The sequence below is a fragment of the Coprobacter fastidiosus genome (assembly GCF_982245605.1).
The window spans coordinates 1-19409 of the sequence record NZ_CEVCIF010000018.1; the positions used below are offsets into that span (position 1 = coordinate 1).

At 38.4% G+C, this 19409-nt stretch carries 16 protein-coding genes; 4 read left to right on the top strand and 12 right to left on the bottom strand.

What is annotated here, in order from left to right; genetic code table 11:
* Positions 1-140 precede the first annotated feature (140 nt).
* From AC0UMU_RS06280 to AC0UMU_RS06335, 12 genes are all read right to left on the bottom strand, one after another.
* Positions 141-464, bottom strand: a complete 324-nt coding sequence (locus AC0UMU_RS06280; RefSeq protein ID WP_288641876.1) for a hypothetical protein — start codon at positions 462-464, stop codon at positions 141-143.
* A gap of 76 nt (positions 465-540) precedes the next feature.
* On the bottom strand, positions 541-852 hold the full coding sequence (locus AC0UMU_RS06285; protein WP_022600786.1) for a hypothetical protein: 312 nt from the start codon (positions 850-852) through the stop codon (positions 541-543).
* Positions 849-1181 (bottom strand): hypothetical protein, encoded by a 333-nt coding sequence (locus AC0UMU_RS06290; protein ID WP_147411913.1) that lies wholly within the window; start codon positions 1179-1181, stop codon positions 849-851. Before AC0UMU_RS06290 ends, AC0UMU_RS06285 begins: the two co-directional genes overlap by 4 nt.
* A 292-nt stretch (positions 1182-1473) precedes the next feature.
* Positions 1474-1773, bottom strand: coding sequence for a hypothetical protein (locus AC0UMU_RS06295; protein ID WP_022600788.1), 300 nt, complete (start codon positions 1771-1773; stop codon positions 1474-1476).
* The gene (locus tag AC0UMU_RS06300; protein WP_122304022.1) at positions 1770-2078 is read right to left on the bottom strand and encodes a hypothetical protein; all 309 of its coding nucleotides are present in this window, start codon (positions 2076-2078) and stop codon (positions 1770-1772) included. Before AC0UMU_RS06300 ends, AC0UMU_RS06295 begins: the two co-directional genes overlap by 4 nt.
* Positions 2079-2455: 377 nt before the next feature.
* Positions 2456-2965: a GNAT family N-acetyltransferase gene (locus AC0UMU_RS06305; RefSeq protein ID WP_278716150.1), complete on the bottom strand. Its 510-nt coding sequence runs from the start codon at positions 2963-2965 to the stop codon at positions 2456-2458.
* A gap of 10 nt (positions 2966-2975) precedes the next feature.
* Entirely contained in the window at positions 2976-4007 is a 1032-nt protein-coding gene (locus AC0UMU_RS06310) for an FAD:protein FMN transferase (RefSeq protein WP_009318944.1), read from the bottom strand.
* 44 nt (positions 4008-4051) lie between these two features.
* The gene (locus AC0UMU_RS06315; protein ID WP_022600792.1) at positions 4052-4618 is read right to left on the bottom strand and encodes a manganese efflux pump MntP; all 567 of its coding nucleotides are present in this window, start codon (positions 4616-4618) and stop codon (positions 4052-4054) included.
* A 4-nt stretch (positions 4619-4622) separates the two neighbouring features.
* Positions 4623-5864 carry an anaerobic sulfatase-maturation protein gene (locus AC0UMU_RS06320; protein WP_278716147.1) on the bottom strand — a complete coding sequence of 414 codons (1242 nt, stop codon included), beginning with the start codon at positions 5862-5864 and terminating at the stop codon, positions 4623-4625.
* Between the two features lie 90 nt (positions 5865-5954).
* Complete coding sequence (locus AC0UMU_RS06325; protein WP_278716146.1) at positions 5955-8705, bottom strand: outer membrane beta-barrel protein; 2751 nt, start codon at positions 8703-8705, stop codon at positions 5955-5957.
* 46 nt (positions 8706-8751) lie between these two features.
* Positions 8752-11631, bottom strand: coding sequence for a TonB-dependent receptor (locus tag AC0UMU_RS06330; RefSeq protein WP_278716145.1), 2880 nt, complete (start codon positions 11629-11631; stop codon positions 8752-8754).
* A 342-nt stretch (positions 11632-11973) separates the two neighbouring features.
* Positions 11974-12876, bottom strand: coding sequence for an NAD(P)-dependent oxidoreductase (locus AC0UMU_RS06335; protein ID WP_278716156.1), 903 nt, complete (start codon positions 12874-12876; stop codon positions 11974-11976).
* A 248-nt stretch (positions 12877-13124) separates the two neighbouring features.
* Here AC0UMU_RS06335 and AC0UMU_RS06340 point away from each other — a divergent pair, with 248 nt between their 5' ends.
* The 4 genes from AC0UMU_RS06340 to AC0UMU_RS06355 all read left to right on the top strand — a co-directional run bounded on the left by AC0UMU_RS06340 (position 13125) and on the right by AC0UMU_RS06355 (position 19403).
* Positions 13125-14957: an ABC transporter ATP-binding protein gene (locus AC0UMU_RS06340; protein ID WP_288641879.1), complete on the top strand. Its 1833-nt coding sequence runs from the start codon at positions 13125-13127 to the stop codon at positions 14955-14957.
* Positions 14958-15017: 60 nt separating this feature from the next.
* Positions 15018-15401 carry a hypothetical protein gene (locus tag AC0UMU_RS06345; RefSeq protein ID WP_278716484.1) on the top strand — a complete coding sequence of 128 codons (384 nt, stop codon included), beginning with the start codon at positions 15018-15020 and terminating at the stop codon, positions 15399-15401.
* Between the two features lie 208 nt (positions 15402-15609).
* Positions 15610-16131 carry a hypothetical protein gene (locus AC0UMU_RS06350; RefSeq protein ID WP_278716485.1) on the top strand — a complete coding sequence of 174 codons (522 nt, stop codon included), beginning with the start codon at positions 15610-15612 and terminating at the stop codon, positions 16129-16131.
* Between the two features lie 296 nt (positions 16132-16427).
* Positions 16428-19403, top strand: coding sequence for a SusC/RagA family TonB-linked outer membrane protein (locus AC0UMU_RS06355; protein WP_278716488.1), 2976 nt, complete (start codon positions 16428-16430; stop codon positions 19401-19403).
* The last annotated feature ends 6 nt before the right edge of the window (positions 19404-19409 follow it).

Consider the following 19409-nt stretch of genomic DNA (forward strand, 5'->3'; position numbering starts at 1 on the left):
AAATCTGTAGACTTTTTTATTCCTCTATCTCAGACACACTTTGGGGAACAGTATCTCTTTATTCGAAATAATTATTCCCGAACAAGCATTTCTTACAACTCCCGATATTGTTTTACCATTCCATTTCAACGTAAAACCTTTCATAATAACCCCCGTTCTTTTATTAACGATTCTAACCGATAAAATTGTTCTAATTTCGAAATAGGCCGTTCTACATCTTTCTTTTTCGTCTCTACCGGCTCTGTCATTTGGTCGGTTTCAACAACTTCAAATTCAAAAGTATCGCCCAACTCTATGGGAACTATCGGATACCAGACCCGACCGAGCTGTTCATCATAATCGACACTACCCGCATAAAAAAATGACTTTCCCCGAACATCATGCATATCGACAACTAACAAATCACCATCTTTAACAGCGGCAATCGTATTTTTTCCTTTATAGTTAATTTTTAAACCTTTCATATGCTAATAATCAACAAGTAACAATATTCAGAAAATTTTCAAGCACCGAATACATACAATCCTTTCTCACAAAATTTTATATCAACCCTTCATCCATAAGTTCTTGTTTCATCCGATGATATGATTCCAACAGCTTAAACTCATCGACAACATCGATAAACTCTGCAAATGCAGAAATTTCCGACTCATCTATATCCGTATATTTTATTGAAAGCCGATCTCCGGCTTCAAGAGTTTTCGTACACCATACACAAGAATGTGCCAGTTTATCCATACCACCAAACTCTAATCTAAAGGTATTATTCTTTCCCGTAATAGTTATAGTGGAACATCCGTCCATTGCCCCAGCAAATACCTCACCATTCAATTTTAATATAAAGCCGTTCATAGCAATCCCCTTTTCTTTAATAACGCCTCCAACTTATAGAAACTCTCCAACTTTGAAATCGGAGATTTAATATTTGCTATATCGGTCATAATCGCAGATTCCGTCATACCATCTGACTCAATTACCTTAATATCGACTACATCATCCGGTTTTATCGGTTCATTTGAGAACCAAACCTTTCTGCGTTTCTTATCACGATCTGTACTTCCCGCATAAATAAAAGCCTGTTCTTTACTATCATTAATAAGAATAACTATCGACTCTTCATTTTTAGCAGAAATTGTTGTGGTCACTCCACGATAATTAATTTCAAAACTTTTCATTTTCACTCTATTTTGCCTGTTTATTCACCGCTCTATAATTTATTTATGTTTAGCGTAAGGAGTCGATATACAAGTCACATTAAAAAAAATCGTGATAGTATTATCTTCTTTTAGATCAGAATCATAATAACTCCATAATTCATTATCCCGAAATTATACCTCCAATGCGAACAGAAACTTCTCTTTTTTTCATTCCGAACTGTAACCATTTCACCATAAGTATTATAAAGCATCGAACTATCTATAAAGTCATATCAGATTCTCTTCTTTTAGAATCTCCTCTAATTTTCTAAATTCCTCAATTCCAATCAACATCAGCTTTCTGTTTATCTATCATTTCGATATACAAAGGATCGATCTGACAAGTATCTTTATAATTATCAGCGGTAATCGGGATAGAAGCCTCATCAAATTCAGCCACTTCGACATCAAGTTCAATCCCGTCTTTCTGCAATTGAAACGAACTTATGTAAGGCTGCCCACTACTCCCCTCAAGAATAAACTCATTTCTTACCAACGTCACGTTCAACGTAGCATCAGATTCAGAAGAACCGACTTTAAAATTTCGGCCTAAATATTTAACAATAAATCCTATCATCTTTCACTCTTTCCTTCCAATTCTTTTTTAAGAGTATAATATCTCTCTATCAATTCCGCCCTATTGATCGGATAGCGTTCTAATAAAGGATATATCTCCTCATCAACCTTCGTTACCCGTATTTTTATTTTATCTCCCAATTTAAGTTTTCGCTTATGCCATCGAAGGTGATACGACTTCGAATCTATTCCATCTATACACATAATGTCATATCCATGTCCTATATTCATCATTACATGCACCAAATTATCAGAAATTACAGAAATCTCTTCCTCACCATTAATTACAATCCTGAACCCTAACATATTTATACACTTTGCAAAACATTTGATAATCTTAGAACCTATTTAAATTTTTCCGATAAAATCGTCTTTTTAAACTTTTTAGGACTTCCTCTCGAACTGTTTTCTCATTCTTGTACCTAACATTCTTGAAAACATCTCTAAAAAAGATCTTATGCAAAATTTAAACAGATTTTTAAAATGCCGATAATCACCAAGTGATAATATCTATAAATTTATAAAAAGAATACATAGATACTAAAACAGCTATTCTGTTTTATTTTTATTTAACAATAAAACCTTAAAGATATTGCATTATCCAACGCAATCAATAAAATACAGAAGACTACAAATAGAGCTGATAAAAAGAAAAGATTTTCAAATGACTTTCAAATGATTATTCAAATTTTATAACAACGATATTCATAAAATCCTTTACCGTTTTCGGCAATTCCCGAATTCCATTTCTGCATACCGCATTTTTCACATAAACGAACAGAGGCCTTATTGGAAGCATACATGCGGGCAAGTACACATTTTGCTTTTAATGAAGCAAATGCATAATTTATCAATCCTCGGCATATTTCCGTTCCATACCCTTTCCCCCAATAAACAGAATCTAAAATATACCCTAACTCAAAAATTCTATTTTCCCGATCGAAAGAAAACAATCCGGCCTCACCGATAACCTCACCCGAATCTTTAAGCTCAACTATAAAAATACCGTATCCATAAGAATAGCTTTTGTTTATCCGGGAATATTTATCCCTAAGCTCGAATATTGTCCAATCATACCTACCGTCAGAAATATACCTCATATTTTTTTCTTGCGTATAAATAGAGAACATAATATCCATATCTCCCTCTACCATATCCCTGACAACCGCCCGATCTGTTTCAAATCTGACCATGAGAAAATTATCAATGAGTATCCCGAACAATAAGGTCTTTCATACCCGGAGTCATTTTAACTTGCGTATTTACAGAATCGACTGCATAAATAAAATAAGCATTCAATTGCAACTTTTCTGCTAATTGCAGGCTTTTATCAATCCCCATAACCATGAAAGCCGTAGCATAAGCATCGGCTGTCATGCAATCGGGCGCAATCACCGTAGCGCTGAGTAAAGAATGCTGCACAGGATATCCGCTGACCGGATCTATCGTATGGGCTACTCTTTTACCGTTTTCATATCTGAAATTACGATAATTACCCGAAGTAGCCATCGCCCCGTCGCAAATCGCCACAATCTCTTCTATTTCACCCATTACACTTTCACTATCTTCTTCAGGCTTATTGATTCCCACCTGCCAGCACTCGCCTTTGGGATTACGCCCTTTGCCGACCAACTCGCCTCCGATTTCTACCAAGAAATTCTCGATGCCTTTCGACTCTAAAAGTTCAGCAACGACATCAACGGCATACCCCTTGGCTATTGCCGAGAAATTAAGCGACATGCGCGGATCTTGTTTTATCACCTTCCCGTTATCTAAAGATATCTTATCCATCCCGACAAATTGAAGCAGACTGTCTATATCGTGCGATGATAACGAATACCCTTGTTTAAATCCGAATCCCCAAGCATTGATCAAAGGCGACACCGTAGGATCGAAAGCTCCGTCCGTCTGCGTCCAGATTTCCCGAGAACGGCTGAAAACATTGACAAACCATTCATTCAGCACTACGGTAGAATCATTTTCATTTACCCGAGTTATGACCGATGTTTTATTAAACGGGGAGAGCGTCGCATCGAAAAGATGCAGCTCATCTTCTATTTCTGCTTGCAAATCAGAATCATACTGATAAGTTATATGATAAATCGTATTGAAGATAATTCCTTCATTCTGTTGATAAACGGCTTCTTTTGTCTGTTTTGTTTCCCGATATATTGTCACTATGGCAAAAACGATAAGAAACAATATGCATGCAACCAATCCTCTCTTATTCTTCATTCGATAAATTATTTATCCGGCAGAAAACCGGCAAAAAGATACTTTTACTGAAAAAATAAATGCTCTATTAAAATTTTAGTTCCGATCAAAATCAAAATAACTCCGCCCAGCATTTCTGCTCTATGTTTCAACCGTCTTCCACAATATCTGCCCAAATAAAGGGCTATCATAGAACAGGCAAAAGTAACTCCGATAATAATAGCCGTAGGCGTAAGCATATTCATGCTCAAAAATGCAAACGATACCCCGACTGCCAATGCATCGATACTCGTCGCAACCGACAAACCGAGCAAAGTTTTTGTCTTTGCAGGATTAAAACAACAAGGAGTCTCTTCGTCTTTAGAACGCCCCTCACGAATCATATTTATCCCGAGTATGAGCAGCACCCCGAAAGCGACCCAATGATCATAATCTTGTATATATTTTTGAAACTCTCGCCCAATAAACCAACCTATCAAAGGCATAGCCCCCTGAAATAAAGCTAAAAAAGAAGCTATTTTTAATGCCGAAGATGTCCGGAAAGGCTTTAACACCACCCCTGAAGTCACCGATACGGCAAAACTGTCCATCGAAAGTCCGATTGCCAATATTAGTAATTCAAAAATACTCATCCGTTCATTTTTTGTTTAAATGTTCCCGGGCATATTGCATCACATTTGCAGGAGGCCGTTGATTTTTTAATTCCTCCGCCATATAATTCATATAAGGCATGACATGCGCATAATATTTTTGTAATCCGGCACAAAGATAGTTCAATCCCGGCTCTCCTGTTACAGTTTTCGAAATCCTGTTTTTAGGACATTCTCCGTTACATAAATTCAAGAAACGACATTCACGACACTGCCGGGGCAAAGTATTTCGTTTGGCATTGCCAAATGCCATTTGTTCAGGAGACAACATCATACTTACCAAAGTATCTGTTTTTATATTCCCTCGCTTATATTCGGGAAAAACAAAATGATCGCAAGCATACACGTCGCCGTTATACTCCATAGCTGCCGCATGTCCGCAAGTCTTCCCGTAAATGCAAACTCCCGGAGCTGCTCCGACAACGCCCGCTAACGTGGCATCGAACATCTGTACAAAATAACGTCCGACATCATTGCAAACCCATTCATCGAAAATGTCACAATAAAACTGGCCGTAATCCAGCGGATCAACACACCAAGGAGGCATTTCCGTATCCGGAAATTCGCCCGGAGGAAGCAATTCCAGCCCATCGGGACGATCTCCCCAACGCTCTACAATAGGAGAAAATTGCATATAACAGCTTCCTATTTCTTTAAAAAAACGATACGTTTCCAGTGCATAATGAGCATTATAATCATTGACGACCGACAAAGTGTTAAATTCGACTTGGTGCTTCTGCAACAGTTCGATTCCTTTCATCACCCGGGCAAAAGAACCTCTTCCTCCTTTATCTTTACGATAACGGTCATGCACATGTTCGGGTCCATCGATAGAAATACCGACAAGAAAATTATTCTCTTTAAAGAAACGACACCACTCATCATTGAGCAGAATTCCATTGGTTTGTATCGAGTTAGCGATAGGACGACCTTTTGCATAACGTTTTTGCAGAGCAACTGCCTTTCGGAAAAAATCGAGACCTCTCAACAACGTTTCACCACCGTGCCATGTAAACAAAACTTCAGGTGTAGCCTGACAATTGATATATTCCTCCGTAAATTTTTCCAGCATTTCATCTGTCATCCGATTAGACCGTTGTCCCCGATAAAGTTCTCCTTTCTCCAAATAGTAACAATAACTGCAATCGAGATTACACATCGCTCCTACCGGTTTTGCCATAACATATATCGGATAATCCAAAGGATTATACGCAATTGTTTTTCCCATGTAGATTCCTCTTCTTTGAAAGGCCAAAGATACTAATTTGTCCCGACATTAATAGAAATCCGGATTCAAAACAAAGAATATCTGCAAATTTTATTTCTGACGTGCAAAATAATTGAACCGATAACTGAACTGCAACATAAAATAACGAGGCTGGGTACTATAAGCTATATCCTCGATATAATTAGACCGAACGACACGAGATACGGATATTCTCTGATTCAACAGATCAAATCCTTTCAAACTGATCGTTCCTTGTTTCTTTTTAAATACCGACACATTGAATTGTGCTCCCAAAAGATGTTGCGGACGATCAAATCCATCTGTATACCCGGTTTTAAAATTATAGTCATAATCAAGCGATAACGTAATATCTTTAGGAAAACGTATCTCGACATTTCCGCCATTGCTTATATCGAATGCGTTGACATTCATATTCGACTGAAGCGAATACTTTGCCGTATTATATCGTATAAGACTTTTTATCCCTACTTCCAGCCACTCATTCGTATAGGTAACACGCAAACGCTCATACAACCGCATTTCATTGCTGATGCTTTTTTCTCCCAACACATCCTTATCCGATAAAAAACTTATGCCACGACTATAATTTCCGGTCGTATAAGAACTCAATCGAAAATAGGGGTTTAACGGCATACTGTACATAAAATTAAAATAGCCGTCACAAACGCCGTTTACATTGATCGGCATTGTTTTCTGCACTCCCTCTTCTATATACTCGGTACGGTTTGCTATAGAATTCTGCTTAAAATTCATACCCATGTTCAAAACTATAGTCCGCTGAGTAACTTTATTATAATCATTATAGCGAAGCCTGAAACGAGTAGTAAAGGATTGTTTCAAGTCGGGATTACCTACTCTCAAATGATTCGGATTGGCATCATCGACAATAGGCTGCAACTGAGAGGGAGAGGGCTGCTGACTATTTCCCCACACATCGATTCTCAAAATCCGCTCTTTACTGAACGGACAGACAAAATTTACATAAGGCGCTATATTGAAACTTTTGTTCGCAATCGTATAAAATAGAGTATCGGCTCTGAAACTGGAACTTCTCATATCGGTAGGTTCTAATGTCGCACCGATCCTTAAATTTATTTTTTTCCAAAATTTCCGGATTCCCGCTTCTATTCGATGAATGTAAAAAATGTTTTCGGAACGGTTAGTCTGATTCGGAGATAATTCGAACTCACCCGTTTCTCTATCCATGCTTTCCGTGCGCCTGTCCTCTTCCGAATTATTTCGCTGGAACTGATACGACACATTTATTTGCCATGTAGGAGATAGAGGTTCGGTATAATAAAAACGGACACGATAATCATTTCGACTTATATCTCTATTCATGAGCTGATAAGTAGGTTCGGGATTCTGCATCTCCGTACCATTCTTGAATTTCCATTTATCCGTACGACTATCTGAATTAATGTTCGTATTTGAACGAGTTCCCGAAATATCGACCGAAAAATTCCTCCCGCGTTTATCAAAATTATGCCCGTACGAAAGAGTCCCCTGCAAATAATAATTTTTCTCTTTCGCCCAATAATCTACATAGGAACTATCGAGTAACATCGTATCTCCTTTTAACGTTCTATAATCAGCCCACTCTTTGCGATTACCGTCCCCCCAAACGATATTAGGACGGAAATACAAACGGTTCTTCTTATCTATCTGATATTCCCATTTCCAATTTGTACGGAACTGTGTAGATTTATTGTTATTCCACTGATTCCGATGCAAGGTATTAAATCCCGATGTTTGAAAATTCTCGCGATAAAGAGAGCGAGATTCATCTTGATTGAAATTCGCCACAAAAATATTCCCGTTCAGTTTCATTTTTCCATCAAGATAACGATCGGCATAATTGGCCCCTCCCATGTGCGTACGCATAATTCCTCGTCCAGTACGGGCTGCTTGAGACGCTTGAGCTGCAACTTGAGAAGGAATGCCTTTCAACATATCCGAAAAGCCCATATTATTCGTGTTGTTCGATCCCCCGAGTACGGTCAACTGTGTCTCTTTTGAAAATTTATTAATCAAGGCATTCGCTTCATATTTTTCCTGAGTTCCGCCTCCGGCAAGAGCCGTACCGAACACTCCCCGCTTCTTATCTCGTTTTACCTTCAAATTGATAATATATTGTCTGTTTCCATCATCGATTCCGGTCAACTCTTCCATGTCCGACTTTTTCTCTACAACTTGTAAACGTTCGATCATATCGACCGGCAAATTTTTCGTCGCAATCTTAGGATCATTTCCGAAAAACTCTTTACCATCCACCATCACTTGAGTTATTTCCTGCCCGTTTACCAAAATTTTTCCTTCTTCATCGATTTCCACACCCGGGAGTTTTTTAAGTAAATCCTCGATAACGGCATTTTTCGTCGTTCTAAATGCGGTCGGCGAATACTCTAACGTGTCGTTATTAACCATCACGCCCGGTTGTTTTCCTACAACGACAGCCTCCTTTAATTGCGTATCAGCCGAATACAGTACCAATCGGCCCAAATCGACCCTATCCGAAAGAGCTTTAATCTCGATATTTTTATAAACAGACTGATATCCCAAATAAGTAATATGAATAAAATATTTTCCGGGAACGAGCCCGGACAATTTAAATAATCCGTCTTTATCCGAAGCCGTACCCGATATAAAAGTACTGTCCGGTAAATGAGAAAGGCGTACGGTCGCCATTTCGACCGGTATCTTCAATGCAGCATCGAATAGAGTTCCCTTAACCTCCGCATCTTCAGAAAATGCAGAAAACGGTATAAGCAAAAAAAACGATATAATCCAATATTCTATATAATGGCGTGTGCGTGTCATGGAAATTTGTGTATGTGTGTGTTATGTGTGTTTCGTACAATCAGTATCAGAAAGGTCTCATTCTACCGACCGGTGGCCTGCCCCCTCCCCTTTCTCTCATCATTCCGGGAGGGCCGTCCGGTCTTCCCGATCGTTGCTGTCTTTTTCCCATCGTATTGAAACGATAAGAGAAATAAAGCATACAATAACTGGACAACGTATTATATTCTACATCCTGAATATAGTTTCCGGTTGCTGTTCTTGAAATATTAGAAACCTGTCTCAAAATATCATATATCTTAAACATGAGAGTAGCCTGTTTTCCCTTTAAAAATTGCCATGAAACCTGGGCATTCCACATCCACTGATTCCGGTCATAGCCGGCAGAATATCCCGAACTTCCCGAATAACGAAGATCTGTACCGACCGTTACATTCCCCGGAATATAGACAGCGACATCCATCCCTCCTCCAAAGTTCATGGTTTGCTGTCTCTCTCGACTTTGAATACTGTTTCCGGTAAGAGCATACGAATAATTTCCGGTTATTCCGACATCAAACAAATCAGAATTATAATTCAACCCCAGGTTTTCATACACGTTCACAGTCCTCGAAATATTTCTTTCACTCTCTTTCCCCCCGGTATTCACAAAGCCTATATTATGGTTATACGATGCGTTCGTCATGGTATTGAAGCGGAACTTTTTATTCTTAAACGGCATATTATACATTACCATGCCATTTACATTCCAGGCACCGTTTACATTGACCGGCATAGTCGTTTGAACTCCCGTATTATTATCATAAGTCGTCTGATTGACAATACTGTTTAAAGTAAAACTTCCGTTCACAAAAGCCATTAATCCCCGCTGTTTTTCGGGTTCGAAAGAGTTATATCGCAACCTGAAATTATTGCTGTATGATGGATTTAAATCAGGATTACCTTTACTGATCCTCAAAGGATTCGTAATATTTTGCACCGGTTGCAATTGGCTGACGCTCGGTTGCCGGGTTCTTCCCCGATATTCAAGATTAAGGCTTTTCTGCTTACTGATACGATATGCGGCATTGAACAGCGGAGAATAATTAAATACCATTTTACCCGGCACATCCCGTGCATGATCCATGAGATTCTCCGACTCCGAACTGGACGGATTCATGTCGAATCCGACATTGTATCTAAATTTGGGATATGTTCCTCTCAATCCCACACTAATGCGATGCGACTGAAAGACATTCCGGAAACGGTTACTGTACAGAGAATCCAATTGCAACTCTCCAGAACCGTCAGCCGGTATATTATAAGCCATTCGGTCGGCATTGCTATAATTGTAGTTATAGTTATAAGCAAATGTCAAAAAATGATTTTTAAATATCGGCTCTACATAAGTTACCCTCACTCCGAAACTTCCGCCCCAATTGCGGTTATCATCTTTTTGATCTACAACACTGACACTATCATTCAGATAGAACAAGTTTCTACTATAACTCATTCCATCCTCTTCATTACGATTAGAACTGAAGTTAAAAGAGAAAGTCATCTGTCGCCCTTGCTTAGAACGAAAACGGCGGCTCAGGCTCAAACGACCAGAAAAATTATATCCGTGACCGTCGCTTGACGATAACATCTCTCCGCTGTTGATGCTATCACGCAGGCTTTCCTCTTCACCCGAGTGTCCTCCCAATGTAGCAGATGTACTGTGATTATACATTTTCGATTTATTATAACCGAAAGTCGGCATAAATTCCAATACGGTAAGGGTATCTATTTCCCAATGCAAACGAAAATTCATATTTATATTATGACTTTTCGTATTGTATGTTTTCTCCGAATTATCATAAGAAATACTGTCTTTCAGAAAGTTTTGTTGTTCGCTTTTTTGCCAAACATCGTTATTCGAGTAACCATACCGAATATCTCCTCCAAACCGCAATTGATCGGTTTTACCCATATTGAAATTAGCGCCTGTAGTAGTAGATGTCGTTGTTCCCTTTCCTCCTCCACCGCCAAAACGGCGAGAACTTCCCGAAAACATCGACGCTCCCATATCTCCCGCACCCATATTTCCGGTATTGTTAGTTCCTCCTAAAAGCGAAATTTGAGTCTCATCCACCAATCGGTTCAGCATTCCGTTGAATTCATACCGTTTATCAGTACCTGCACCACCCATCACATGGCCGAACCAGCCTTTTTTCATTCCCTTCTTTACGGTCAAATTAATAATGGTTTCATCCTCCCCGTCATCTACTCCGGAAAAACGGGCTTCGTCCGATTTCCGGTCTATCACCTGTAATTTCTCTATAATATTAGCCGGGAGATTTTTAGATGCAACTTTAGGATCATCCGAAAAAAACTCTTTACCGTCCAACAATATTTTCTTAACCTCTTTTCCCTGAGCTTTTATCTTTCCGTCTTTATCGACCTCTACTCCGGGAAGTTTTTTCAAAAGATCCTCGATAACCGCATTGGGTTGTGTTTTAAATGACCCGGCATTATACTCTACAGTATCTTCTTTTGTGACAATATCCGGAACTTTTCCGACAACAACAGCTTCTTTCAACTCTATATTCGCAGGCTCCATCATAACAGTCCCCAAAGAGACAGAAGAGTCTTGAACAGAAAATTTTACTAATTTAGAAATAGTTTTATATCCCAAATAAGAAAATACGATCCTATAATTTCCCGCATTTATCCTGGACAGTAAAAAACGACCGTTTGCTCCTGTAACGCCACCGGTAACCATAGAGCTGTCCTTTTGTACCAATAGTTTGACGACAACAGCTTCCATCGGTTGCCCCGACTCATCTTTTACGAGTCCGTTAACCGATATTTTCCCCACTTTTGCATTTTGCGTTACCTTTCCGGAAGATTGAGATTGCTGAGCTGTCACAGAAACAATCATCAATAAACAAAGTAAAGCCGCGATTAATCTTTTTCCTTTCATCATTTATTTACTCACAAGACATATTGTCATTATATTGTGTTGTGTAGTATATTGTGTAGAATCGTGATCTTTTTAAACTTAAATTTCTCTTAACCGCACCGATCTCCTCAAAAAAAATCAATTCCGAACTATTGGACAAAAATAAATTATAAAGGTTTAAGAGACTGTTTAAATTTTCCGATAAAAAAATATTATCAGATCATTTTTGCGTTCTCTTCCGGTCTATAACGATGTCGACGATATCGGTACGCCTCCCCTTTCGAGAAAGAAACGACTATTTATGAGGCTTCCCCTCAAACTTCATCCGCGCAAAATTTAGACAGACTTTTACAAGATATAGCAAAATCAATGAGAAGAGAGATAATCCCTCATATTAGCCAGAACTTTTTGAGACAAGCGCTCAATACTCTGTATTGATTTACCAGAAATATAAGGCGTATAAAGCACATTAGGAAAACCATTTAGTCTATCTTGCAAACCTCCCATACCCGTTGCATCACACAAATAAAAACTATCCGGACAATTTCTCAGCCAATTACAAATCGCCTCCGTCTGAAAAGTCTGACCCACTGATGTGTTTACCAATATTTTGCCATTTCCCATTAATTCAAATTCCTTTTCACCCAATATATAATTATTACGAGGTAAACAAGTACAAACGATTTCTACATCTGCAAGTAATTCTTCTAACGGTTTATAAACTATACCGACTTTCTCTGCTTCAGGTTTTCGAGTTCTGCTATAATAACTAACATCCGCACCTAAAAACGACAATGCATCGGCGATCATTCTACCAGTCTTTCCTAAACCGACAATCCCGATTTTACGTTGCGTCAGCTCGGTACTCTCCTTCAACCATCGTACCCCTCCGAAACCGTGTAACAAACGAACCAACTCACAAATTACATACTCGACAACCCCCTCATCTCCATAATCTTTCACACCTAATACAGTAATGCCTCTCCTATATGCTTCTATGACATCAACATTGCAACTACTCGGATCATAAAGCGTACAACACATGCCTATATAACGGATATTCGGACAAGCATCAAGAACAGCACGTGTAATTAATGTTCTAAAGGAAACCAACACGCAATCAGCATTACCAATGCGATCAATAATCTCTTTTTCTTGAAGAGGAAAATCATGATACATAAAAACTTCTTCTCCTAAAGAACGCAATTGTTCAAGAGCAGAAGCATTTAATAAAGTTTCATCAACTCCGACTATTTTCTTAAATTTCATAATTACGACTATTCTTTAAAATAGTTTTTAACAAAAAAGCAAGTAAAAATACGATTTTCATATTTAATTATGACTTCTGCAAAAAAAATTTTATACAATTTTTCCCAAAATCAAATTTATCAAATACTATATAGAAAACCAAACCGTAATATTCTTTCCGTAATCTACATTTCTTCTCGTTTCTTTGTTGTATCTTTACCGCCGAATAATCAAAAACAAGAATTCACAATCAGATTTCAAATTTTATGATGAAAGATTTTATACAGATACTCAGACGTTTTGTTCCTCCCTATAAAAAATATCTGTTTCTAAATATTTTCTTTAATATATTTTCTACCGTTTTAAGTCTATTCTCCTTTGCTCTGATCATCCCGATTCTGGAGATTCTGTTCAAGATGAAAGAAATTTCCTATAATTTCATTCCATGGGAAACTACAGGTATGGATTTGAAAGATATAGCAATAAATAATTTCTATTGGTTTATCACCGAACAAATAAATACACATAGCGAAGCATGGGCTTTAATGATATTAGGGGCTTTTTTGGTTGTCATGACATTCGCCAAAACATGTACCAGCTATCTGAGCTCATACTTTATGATACCGATCCGTTCTGGCGTAGTTCGGGATATCCGCACATTCGTATTTAAAAAAGTAATAAGCTTACCTATCGGATTCTTTACAACCGAACGAAAAGGAGATGTAATGTCGAGAATGACAGGAGATGTAGCCGAAATAGAAAATTCCATTATGGCTTCATTGGACATGATGTTTAAAAACCCGATCATGATTATCATATATTTAAGCACCATGTTCGCCATAAGCTGGCAGTTGACTATTTTCGTTTTAATCTTACTGCCTGTTGCCGGATTTGTAATGGGACAAATCGGGAAAAAACTGAAACGGACATCTCTTGAGGCACAGCAACAATGGGGCGGTTTAATGTCCCAAATCGAAGAAACTCTCGGAGGGTTGCGCATCATCAAAGCTTTCAATGCAGAACATAAGATTTTAGATCGGTTTATCAAATCGAACAATAAATTTTTCAAAATTACGAACCGGATCAGCCGAAGGCAAGCAATGGCTCATCCGATGAGCGAATTTTTAGGAACTTGCACTATCGCCATCGTCCTCTGGTATGGAGGTTCTTTAATTTTATCGGGCGACAACACAATAAGCGCAGCAGACTTTATTTACTATTTAGTTATATTTTATAGCATTATCAATCCGGCAAAAGATTTGTCAAAAGCAGCTTATGCCGTTCAACGGGGGCTTGCATCCATGCAACGGGTCGATAAAATCTTATCAGCAGAAAACCCCATCAAAAGTCCGACCAATCCGGTACGCATCGACTCGCTCAACGACAAAATCGAATATCGAGACATATCATTCAAATACAATGCCGACTGGGTTATTAAAGATGTCAACTTAACCATAAAAAAAGGACAGACCGTCGCCCTTGTGGGACAGTCAGGATCCGGTAAATCGACAATGGCCGATTTATTGCCGCGGTTCTATGATGTAGAAAAAGGAGGAATATTCATAGACGGAGTCAATATTAAAGATATGGCAGTATTCGATCTTCGTGAAATGATGGGAAACGTCAATCAGGAAGCGATACTGTTCAACGATTCCTTTTATAATAATATCACTTTCGGAGTGGAACATGCAACGAAAGAGCAAGTGATAGAAGCAGCAAAAATAGCCAATGCTCACGATTTTATCATGGCAACGGAAAAACAATACAACACTAATATCGGAGACAGAGGATGCCGTCTTTCCGGAGGACAACGCCAACGGATCAGCATAGCCAGAGCCATTCTTAAAAATCCTCCGATATTAATATTGGACGAAGCCACATCCGCTCTCGATACCGAATCTGAACGATTGGTACAGGAAGCTCTGGAAAATTTGATGAAAAACCGAACAACTTTAGTCATAGCCCACAGGTTATCTACTATTAAAGACGCCGATCTGATATGTGTCATGCATGAAGGAAAGATCGTAGAGTCAGGACGTCATGATGAGCTGATAGCTCTCAACCACTATTATAAACGATTGGTCGATATGCAAAAATTCTGACAAAAACCAAAGTAAAAATTGTTATTACAATATAAATCGATACTTTTGCAGTAAGAGTATATGAAACGGGAATACAGATATATCGTAGTTTTGATAATAGCTATATTGGTAAGCAGTATGGCGGGTATTACGAATGCTGTGTTGAATTCGAAAATACAGGATTCCATAGCCGTTTCCCAAGACCTTTCGCATCATAATACTCACACGACTATCGATGTATTGGTACATCATACACTATACATCCTTACTACCCATGAACACTTTTCGTCTTTTTTGTTTCAATGCGGATCAAAATTTCAGACTACATATCGAGCAGATGCCCTACATCTGCAAACATATTTATACACAGCCTATAAGACAAGACTACAAGAAAATGCCCAATACTTTTCTCAACTGAGAAGTGACGGACATTATCTTTATGCCCTCTGTCAAATGCGCATTTAGAGTTTATTTTTATTTTGTTTTTGAAGTAACTTATTCGGTGTACTTCTTGTTATCCAATAACCATAACTCCTGAAGAACAGAGATTTTCTTAATCTCCCATTACAGGTATAGGTCTTTTTGGATATACGATTTATTACATCATGATATTCACTTCCCTTTTGGATATCTATAAAAACAATTATAAAAATAAACTCTAATTATATTAAAAATGGAAACAAACGAAAAAAAAGAATTTATCAACGATAATATCATTTACAAAAAAACTCTCTCTATTTCAGGGATCATTTACTTGGCGGTGGCTATAGCCATATTTTTCGGAAATACGCTTATACAAGGTGACAATACTTCATTAAAAATGGCTATGATGATTGCCGGATCTGTCTTTGCAATCGTAGGTCTCGTAAAACTCATGGCCGGGAAAAAGAAGATTATATATAAAGCGAACGGATGTCCGATGAAAAGATGCGATTTGTACTTCGACAATCATGAAATGCATCGATTGCAGCAATCATTGGAAAACAAACAATTCAACGTATTGCCCAAATTAAAACCTGCAGAAGGAAATAAAGCCGGGATCAAGCTCAATTTATTCATTTCCGAAGACAAAAAATATGCATCGGCACAAGTGTTACAATTCATCCCGTTCGATTATGAACCGGTTTCCGCTCCTATCAGTTTCTACGATGAAGATGTAGTAGCCTTGACTCAAGCCATATCTAACGGCAAATAAGTTAATACGATTACTATAAAATAAACCATAAAATCGGGGCAAGGAAATTTAAAATTTCCTTGCCCCGATTTTATAACTAATCCTTTAGTAGATAAAACATACAACAACCACTCGTCTTTCTTTACAGAGTCTTAAATAAGCGACATACAAAAACAAAATCTGTACAAACAGTGTTCTAAGGAAAAATAAGAACCTCCCGCGTGTCTGTTTTTCATACAAATCCCGGGAACATAAACCCAACACACGTTTTTTTGATTTATTTAATTAATTTATAAACTTTAAAACGTAATTCTTGCATGGAGCACATGAATTTTAAACCGGGATGGAAAATTCTCCTTATTTTATTATCCGGAATTTTTCTTTCTCTCGACATCCAAGCACAACGAATCAAAGTGCATGGTAATGTAAAAGATTCTTATGGAGAACCTGTGGTAGGAGCGAATATTATAGTAAAAGGCACAACATCCGGAACAGTAACTGACATTGACGGAAATTACCAGATAGAAGCGCCTAAAGACAGCACTCTTATATTTTCTTTTGTCGGATACATTTCTCAAAGTATCCCTATAAAAAACAGGGCTGAAATATCTGTTATTCTTGAAGAAGATGTTATTACTTTAGGAGAAGTGGTCGCTATCGGATACGGAACCGTAAAGAAAAGCGACGCCACAGGAGCAGTTACACAGGTCAAACCGGATGAAATAAACAAAGGTATGGCAACATCTGCACAAGATTTGCTGGTAGGTCAAACTCCGGGCGTTGTCGTCACCTTGACCGGAGGCAAACCTGAAGCCGGAGGAGAAATCCGTATTCGAGGAGGTTCATCTTTAAATGCGACAAACGACCCGCTGATCGTTATAGACGGTGTTCCAGTAGATAATTCAGGAGTCACCGGAATGTCGAACCCTCTCAGTATGATTCCACCCGACAATATAGAAAGTTTTACGATTCTAAAGGACGCGTCGGCAACCGCAATTTACGGATCAAGAGCATCGAACGGCGTTATCATCATTACAACTAAAAAGGGAATGAGCGGAAAACCTCAAATAAATTTCAATGCAAACATGTCGGTCAGTACTTCCCGCAGAACTACCGGAGTTCTAAATGCCGATGAATTCAGAAGACTGATTGCCGAACAGACCGGAACTTCCAGTCAGGCATACCAGCTATTGGGAAATGCCAATACGAACTGGCAAGATGAAGTACTGAGAACGACTGTCAGCTCAGACTACAATTTAAGCGTAGGCGGACAATATAAAATACTGCCTTACCGTGTATCGGCAACTTTTACAAATCAAAACGGTATCTTAAAGACATCTTCGATGAACCGTACTACGGCATCTATTTCCCTTACTCCTAAATTTTTCAACAACACGCTAAGTGTAAATATGAATGTCAAGGGATTATACATACGCAACGAATTTCCTGACGAGGCCGCTATCGGGGGAGCTGTAAGTTTCGACCCGACTCAACCGGTTAAAGTTCCGGGACAAGAAATCGGAAATGGCTATTTCATGTGGTTGCAACAAAATACAGGAGCAGTTATAGGAATTGCTCCTCTTAATCCGGTCTCTTTGCTGGATGATCGTTCTATGATCTCTCATGTTTACCGCAGTTTGGGAAATATCCAACTCGATTATATCATGCCTTTCCTCCCTGAGTTGAGAGCAAATCTCAACTTAGGATATGATGTGTCGAAAAGCCGACAATGGAACAAAATGTTCCCCAACTCTCCTATAACTTATAAAGAAAACAAAAAGCTGGGGATCGGACAAACCGAAACGCTGAAACAATTAAAGAGAAATCAATTACTGGATTTTTATTTGAATTACAGTAACGATTTCCGCCAAATATACAGTAAAGTAGAGGTCATGGCAGGTTATTCATGGCAAAAATTCTATAAAGACGGAAGCACCATAACAACACTTATGCCCGATAATGAACCTTGGTATGACAAAACTTATGCCGACCACCTACAATTACTTTCGTTTTTCGGACGAATCAACTATACATTCAAAGATACATATCTGCTAACATTCACTTTACGGGGTGATGCGACTTCCCGTTTTTCTAAAGATCACCGTTGGGGAACATTCCCGGCTTTGGCTTTGGGTTGGAAAATTATCAACGAACCGTTTATGCAACCGGTTGCTAATGTAATGAACGAATTAAAATTACGGTTAGGATATGGTATCACCGGACAACAAGATATCAGTGACAACTATTTCCCGTATATGCCATTATATTCGATGGGATTTCCAACAGCTTCTTATCCATTCGGAGACCGATATTACAATACTCTACGACCAAACGGATATGATCCTAACATAAAATGGGAAGAAACGACTACATGGAACATCGGTTTGGATTTTGCTTTTCTGGATAATAGGATTAGCGGATCTTTCGACTATTATTATCGAGAAACGAATGATCTGATCAGTCGTATTCCTGTTCCGGCAGGATCGAATCTGACAAACGAAATATACACGAATATCGGGAGTTTGAGAAATGAAGGCGTAGAGTTCAGCATCAGTTCAAAACCAATTGTAACAAACAAATTTATTTGGGATCTGGGATTTAACATTGCCTATAATTCGAACAAAATTACAAAGTTAAATAAAAGTAACGATGCCGATTATTATATACCTGTCGGAGGTATTAGCGGAGGAACAGGAAATACCGTACAGGCTCATAAGGTCGGATACCCGGCATTCAGTTATCTTCTATATGAGCAGGTATATGACAAGGATGGAAATCCGATAGAAGGACTTTATGTCGATAGAAACGGAGACGGGGTTATCGATGAAGCGGACAAACGATTATACAAAAGCAGAGATCCAAAAGTCGTAATGAGTTTCACATCACGTATGGAATATAAAAATTTCGATTTCGGATTTTCTCTTCGCGCCAATCTCGGAAATTATGTCTATGATAATGTGCAATCCAATAATTCAAGTTATTCGGCAATATATAACAGTGCCGGATATTTGAACAATTTGATAAGTCGCGGAACAAAATTTCAAAATCCGCAATACATGAGCGATTACTATCTGCACAATGCAGGATTTTTGCGCTGCGATAACATCACACTCGGTTATACATGGAATGAGTTGGTACAAAATAAACTGAAACTCAGACTATACGGAGCCGTACAAAACCCCTTTGTCATCACCAAATACAAAGGACTCGATCCTGAAGTATTTTCGGGTATCGACAATAATGTGTATCCTCGTCCCGTAACCTTTTTGCTGGGAGTTATAATCACTTACTAATAAAAA